General features: G+C 51.3%; 5 protein-coding genes. 2 read left to right on the top strand and 3 right to left on the bottom strand.

Going from position 1 to position 6135, the window contains the following annotated elements:
- Positions 1-293: 293 nt before the first annotated feature.
- The 3 genes from GX839_04020 to GX839_04010 all read right to left on the bottom strand — a co-directional run bounded on the left by GX839_04020 (position 294) and on the right by GX839_04010 (position 4037).
- Complete coding sequence (locus GX839_04020) at positions 294-2066, bottom strand: AAA family ATPase (protein NLB04627.1); 1773 nt, start codon at positions 2064-2066, stop codon at positions 294-296.
- Between the two features lie 93 nt (positions 2067-2159).
- Positions 2160-2738 (bottom strand): AAA family ATPase, encoded by a 579-nt coding sequence (locus tag GX839_04015; protein NLB04626.1) that lies wholly within the window; start codon positions 2736-2738, stop codon positions 2160-2162.
- Positions 2739-3284: 546 nt separating this feature from the next.
- On the bottom strand, positions 3285-4037 hold the full coding sequence (locus GX839_04010) for a hypothetical protein (protein NLB04625.1): 753 nt from the start codon (positions 4035-4037) through the stop codon (positions 3285-3287).
- 548 nt (positions 4038-4585) lie between these two features.
- On the opposite strand from GX839_04010, the gene GX839_04005 reads away from it, so the two are divergent.
- Together GX839_04005 and GX839_04000 are read left to right on the top strand one after the other, a co-directional pair.
- Entirely contained in the window at positions 4586-5410 is an 825-nt protein-coding gene (locus GX839_04005) for a hypothetical protein (protein NLB04624.1), read from the top strand.
- A gap of 50 nt (positions 5411-5460) precedes the next feature.
- Complete coding sequence (locus tag GX839_04000; GenBank protein ID NLB04623.1) at positions 5461-6021, top strand: hypothetical protein; 561 nt, start codon at positions 5461-5463, stop codon at positions 6019-6021.
- Positions 6022-6135 lie beyond the last annotated feature (114 nt).

The raw sequence follows: 6135 nt of genomic DNA, 5'->3' as shown, positions 1-6135 counted from the left end.
TGGGGTTGTGCTCCTCCACTTTACTTGCGTTTACTGGGTTTTCTTCAGCCAGAAAACACAGTTCTCACAAGTCCATTATCCAGAGCGTAATCACCAGGGACAAGCGTCGATTAAAGGACGCTTACGAGAGCTCCGTGTGGCAATAATGGGAGGATCTTGGATCGGCAAATTGAATCAAGTACGATAACCACATTGCCTGCCGGAACTCCTGGCAGTGCAAAACAATCGACAATGGCAGAATGAGCGGTTGAAATCTTTTTGGCAAACTGAAGGTTTGTGAATGCCTCGGCTATTCAGTCGGCCCGACTGGCCTTAAGAGAGCCATTTTTTTGCCTTCTTTCTCCTGCCAATTCTTCTACCTGATCCGCCCATCCCTGAATCGTGTCAAGAGCGTCCCGGTGGTCGGCCAGCATGTGGGTTATGTGAAGCGAATCCAGGTGAAATAGAAAACACAGGAGGAACTTGCCAGCATCTTTTTTCTTCTCCGTGGAGTATTGCCTGAACAGATCCTCACTGTCTGAACTTTTCACACGCTCTTCCGTGTGACTCTCCCCATGCAGAAGAAGCGGATTGAAGGTTCTCCGGTAATTGTCGAGCAATGCTTTTCCAAGCTCAGGGTTGCCTTTGCCCAATTTATTCTCAATGGATTCCAGTCGAAGCAATTTTCTGATTCCCACGGCGTAGTTAAAGGAAGCATAAGCTTCCAGTATTCTTCGCATGCCATTTCCAACGGTTAAATCTGAAAAATCTGACTTTTCATCTTTTATGTAGCGCAACAAATGCCCGACAAGTTCCTTGTACTCGTTATAGCGTTTCAAGTCCAAATTGACCGTTTTCCAATCGAGCAAACGCAGGGTTCTTGACCTGAGGCCTTCGCTATCAAGACCTATCGCCTGGATTGTTGACAGATCATGGCTTAGCAAGAGGATCTTGGAACAACTGTTTCCGCATGCGAAATTGCGGATGAGATCTCCAAGAAAAGCCGTTACGCCGAGTTTATTGTCCCGGTCAAAACTTGAAACGGGGTCGTCAATGACAAGCATCACTTCTTTTTTGAACATGTGATTTTCTTGCTGATCTGCGCAGACCTGCACAAAAAAGTAAGCCAGGGCGATCACATTCTTTTCCCCCTCGGACAAGCATTCGGGCGGGATTTTTTTGCCATTCGAATAGATGACATAGCGATCATTCTCGGTTTCGATTCTCAAACGATCCCTATCCAAAAAGACAAAAGTCAGGTAGACGTTGATTTTTTCAGTGGCGATTTGTATGTTTTTGAATTCATTTTTCCTATCCTCCAGTTTACTGAATTTGTCCTTGTATGCCCGTTCAGTTTTCTTATAACTCTCCTCGGCTTCCGCTTTCATCTTGACGCTGTTCTTATACGCCTTAATGAGATTCTGGTTCTCATAAAAGGCCAGTTCCCGATTCAGTTCCAGCAGACTGTTCGTTATGTCTTTCAGATTTCCCAGCTTATCATTGTATTGCTCAATGACCTTTTGGACCCCCTCTATTCCCTTTATGAGGTTTTCGATGATCGGAGACCAATTCAGCTGGTAGGTTGTTTTTTTGTAAGGGTCTGCCAGTTTCTTTTTGATCAGGCGATTATGTTCATCTCTTAACCCGAAGGCACGCTCCAGCGCTTGCTCGAGATGATCAAGCTCGCAGGCGGGTTGATCAAGCGAAACCTGTCGACATGCTTCAACACGTTCCAGGAGTTCCTCCAAAACAGGTGAATCCCATAGCAAAGCTCTCACCTTGCCCGATAAAACAGAAATCTCTGCTTCACTCACCCTTGCCACAAGCTTTTCCAGCTGCCGCTTGTAATTGTCGGAAATTGCCTGCTGGCAGAGTGGGCAAAAATGGACAGCATCCGGCAAAATCTGTGTTTCAACTTTTTCCTGATAATCCTCTTCCAGCATGCGTTCCTGGACGCGCTGGTATTCAGGCGATTGTGCGGAATCGTCAATGGTTTTATTCAACAGAATGGCACAGGATTGAAAATCTGGGAAAGTTTCGGGACCGACAACCGGAAGATTGTCCAGCCGCACGCCTTTTCTTGCCACTTCGAGCTGTTTCAGTTTCCTGTCAAACTGATGCCCGGCATCGGATTTCGATTCGGACAATTGGGGGGAAGTTTGGATGATAGACGTTAAAGCTTACTCACGAACAGGAGAATTGTGCTTTAAACCCTTTATCGTTTTTTCTCTTCCAGCCCAGCTGCGATCTCCTTTCAGCCGATCCCGCAACGATTCTTTGGCGAAGTCCGGCGACTCAAGGTTCTTCATGCCGCTAAGCGCTTCTTTTTTTGATTTGGCTTTTTCAAGTTCATCCCCCAATGCCGCCAATTCCTTTTTCAATTCCTGGATTCTGCTGTCAAGGCCTACCTGTTCACCAAATAGAACGATGGACGACAAACCTTCTTTGTTTATGCGCACGTTGTCGGTTATATAACTCTCGTCAAAAACAAATATGGGGAGCCTGGCGTCAGGACCCGGCTGAACGGGCCTCTTGCTTTTGTCGAGAAGTTCCGGTCTTTCGACGCCTGGCTCATCACCGCTGCCAATGCTTTTGAAGGCTCTTGCGAGGGTCGACTTTCCAGACCCGTTATGGCCATAAACCAGGACGGTATTATAGAAGTTCTCTTTTTGCTTCTTTTTTTCAAAGAACAATTGCAAATCCACATCTTGTTCAGCGGCCTTCGCATAAAATTTGATACCCTGGACTTTGCTGATCATCTCTGAGCCCCCAAGCGATTCGAATGCGCGATTTTGGCAACGGGCCTTGCGCCGCATAGCCAGCCATGACTTTAAAGGAGTATTGCAATTTGATTATACCGTGCATATTTGCCTTAACAAAGGACACAGTATCAGAGTGGGCGATGCTGCCTGCTTCCGGGAAATGACTGATTGGCCTCAAGTCCGGTATCCGCAATATGGCACATTCACATTCGATTTATGGGAGATCTGCGGGTACCGGTGCCAGGCCCCTCGTATGATGCGTTCACGCTTATTGGGTGCAGCTAATGGCTGTACTTAAAAAATGTATCCAGACGCTGTGGACTGGTTCAGGCGCCTCACCCTGATGCGCCCGGGAGGGCAGATCCACATTGATGCGCTCGTCCGTCGGCGCCGTTGTGCAGGGGCAGGAACCAGCATCCCGAAATCCGGTATTCCTCGAATTACACCTGCCTAGCCGAAGCCTTCCGGAATCAAGATTGACGCCATCTACAGCCAACAAATATTTTTCGCCCAGCCGTCACGCTCTGTTTTTGACGAAGCGCGCTATTGGGGTGGATCAGGCCCCTGAAAGCGAGCCTGACTGCTCCGCGCCCGGATAAAGCCCAGTATAAAATCAAAATCCTCCGGCGCAGTGTAGACCTGATTATGCATCAGGTCGCTGGACCGCAGCTTGATCGTGCATTTCCTGCGGCTCGCTTTGATGGCGCGCAGCCTTTTGAAGTCCGTGCGCATCGACTGACTACCCGAGACCAAGAGCCCGGTGCCAACAGTGCAGGGGGTCTTCGCGGCCAAGCCAGTCAGCGTGGTCAAGGCTGCCAGCTTTTCAGCCTTTTTGAACTGTCTTGGCAGTTGAGTGTGGGTCACGCCCTTTTCATCCATCTCAAACAGCACGCTGTATTTTCCTCCCATCATAAGGGCATAAACCCAGTAGGAGAAGGTGATCAAGACAAGCACAAAAATCAGGACATAGACCAGGGGGAGGCCGATATTGCGGAGCGCCTCAATCAGGTCGTCGCCCCAGGTTGTGAGAATCATGACAAAGGTTGCCACGGCAAGCCAGATGAAAAAGAAGATCTTCCACATCAGAAAAAGGAAGGCAGGGTTTCGGTACAGGTTGGTTTCGTGCAGCCAGTAATACCTGCCCTTCGGACCCTTGTGGATGCTGAAAGCCGCTTGCTCCAAGGTATGCGCAGCCTTGTTTCCAGTTTCGTCCTGCCTGCTGTCCTGAGCGGGCCCTTCCCGGTCTGGCGTGAGCAGGCCGCCGTGGTGATGGGGAACTTGCCTTGAAAAGCGCATGGCCATCATTCCTTTCCCATTGTCGCGTGGGGAAACGGCTTCTCAATCGGCGATGCCGCTGCAAACCCACCGCTTCGCTGGCGAAAATCCGCCGATTGTAATTGAGTGGCGCAAGCCGGGGGGGCCGGTGCCAGGCATCGAAGTTGCCCCCACCATACATCAGTGGAGGGTATTCCATTGGCCCCAACTTTTTTGAGCAAGTTCCATCTCAATCCAACCGGACCGGCGTTGCCATAAAGTTCTCCATCGGAAGCCGCGCTTGTTCCCTCTCCCTCATACTAACTCTTTTGCCGGTGCCAGGTACCGAAGTTGCTAAGTTTAGATGCGGCCCCAAGACAACCCGGAGCCCCGGACTGCCGGCCTGTCTTCCCTCATGTCTTTCATTGGGTCATCTCTTCGCCAAATTGACTGAAAAAGACGCTTCAGTGCCGCTGATCCCAGGCGCCTGCGGGTGTTTTTCTCCCAGAATCAACTTAATGCTTTGCCGCCCGGATCTTCACCTTTCGGGGACTGGCGGTTCCGAAGTTAAGCATGAAGCTTGGAGGATTATGGCCAGGGAAAGACAATATTTGCTGATCCGGAAACCGGACTATGACCGGTCGGTCAGGATGGGCAGGAAGACCCTGGCTTGCTATTCCAGGGGGAAAATGAAGCGCTTATACCCGACAGGCGCCTACAGGCTGGCAGGGGAGGCCGCAAGAGGCAGGGCCAGAAATCCGGTAGCGGTCTTGCGGCTTTCGCAAGGTGAAAAGACTTCCCTTTCTGTGTCACCTTATTTGACTTACAGCCGATTCTTTTACCGGTCCCTGGGTTATGTTTCTGTCAATGAGGCAGGGGACCGCTACCTGGAACTGCTCGGGCCGAGAAAAGAACTCCGTTTCATGCTGCACCTGGCCCTCTTTTCACTCATTGCGCTCCTGATCGTCTTGCTCTATGTCGACCGGCCCCTTTTCACAGGATCGCCGCAATACCTGGTGCCGGACCGGGAGCCCGGGGCTTCGTTAAGGGAGGAAGGCCCGGGCCAGGGAGCAGACCGGGAGCATGGGGGCGGCCAGGTATCCATGATCTACAAGGACCGGGTCCTCCTTGACCGGGAGAGCGGCATCCTCTCTTTTTACTTTGCCAATCCCGGTTATTCCAGCCACGAGGTGGTCCTGCAGCTGGTCGTTGACACGGAGGAGAAGGGGGTCATCATCGCGGAATCCGGACGGATCCGGGCAGGTTATTCACTGGAGCGCCTGGCGCTCAAGAAGGGAATTGAAATGCAACAAGGCGGCTATAACGCCCGTTTCAATGTGGACTGCTACGATCCCGAAACCGGTGAAAAGGCCCGGGTCAGGGCCCATATCCCGGTTACGGTTGACGTAGATTAGCAAAAAGGAAGAGGCGATAAGCAAATGGATGAGAGCAAAGGAGAGAAGGAATGAAAAAAGTACTGACAGCCCTGCTGGCCCTCTTGATGTTTATGACCATGTCGACGGGAGTCTACGCGGAGGGCGATGATCCCGATCCCGCTGAGATCCCGCGGTCGGAAAGAGGAACGGTGCAGGTGAAACTCCAGGACCCGGAGGAAGGAGTCTACCATGTGACCGTGGACTGGGGTGATCTCCGGTTCACCTATGACGCGGGAACCTGGGACCCTGAGTACATGATCTATAGCTCTGGCGCTTGGAGAACTAGATCCGACACGGATGCTGTTCACGCCGAGATTAAGGTGACCAGCAAATCCAACCGGGCGGTGCATGTCGGCTTCAAGTGGCAAAGTGCTGATGACGTCTACGGAGGGAATATTGGGGATAATGGCGCCATATTTGGCCTCAGTGAAGATACCGTCTCCCTGCAGCCGGCATTGGGGGAGGCGCAGTCGGTCACCTGCCAGGTCACGCCATCCGGCAATCCGGGTGAGCATCCCGGCCATTGGGGCAGCAGCTTTACGGCGTCAGAGGAAATTGTGGTGGAAATCAGAAAGATTCCTTTCACTTAGAGAATGGTGACATTGTTGAAGAAAAATGCCTGCTCCGGCCCATCAGCTGATGGGCCGGAGGTTTGCCGGCAGATGTGATTGTTTTGTCCGTTTAACGTTTGTAATGATTTTTGC

This window comes from Fastidiosipila sp., assembly GCA_012511175.1.
In the GTDB taxonomy this organism is placed as follows: domain Bacteria; phylum Bacillota; class Clostridia; order Saccharofermentanales; family DTU023; genus UBA4923.
This window is presented reverse-complemented; position numbering and strand designations above follow the sequence as displayed.